The sequence below is a fragment of the Priestia sp. SIMBA_032 genome, assembly GCF_046535215.1.
Classification (GTDB): domain Bacteria; phylum Bacillota; class Bacilli; order Bacillales; family Bacillaceae_H; genus Priestia; species Priestia aryabhattai.
Genome location: NZ_JAWRXD010001423.1, coordinates 1 through 242, shown reverse-complemented (window position 1 = coordinate 242; position 242 = coordinate 1). Strand labels below are relative to the sequence as shown.

The following is a 242-nucleotide window of genomic DNA, read 5'->3' as shown; positions in this document are numbered from 1 at the left end:
ACTCTTTCTTAAGTTGAGGCAGTAACTTAATGATGTCGTTGCGACTCAATCCCTTCCCCGTCTCCTTGTAAGTTTTTGAGGTTAACTCGAGCGCAAAATTGTAAAACCAACGCACACAACCGAACGACTTAGCCAGCAGAACTTTCTGCTCGGGTGTCGAGTAAATCCGGTATTTGTAGGCTTTCAGCATTGGTTGCTACTGCCACTCAACGCTTTTAATTTTACATGCATCCTGTGGAATG

The 242-nt window shown here is 44.2% G+C and carries 1 protein-coding gene; it reads right to left on the bottom strand.

The features are described from left to right. On the bottom strand, positions 1 to 190 hold a 190-nt coding region (locus tag SB717_RS38995), incomplete at its 3' end, for a helix-turn-helix domain-containing protein (protein WP_410908629.1). Positions 191 to 242: the final 52 nt, after the last annotated feature.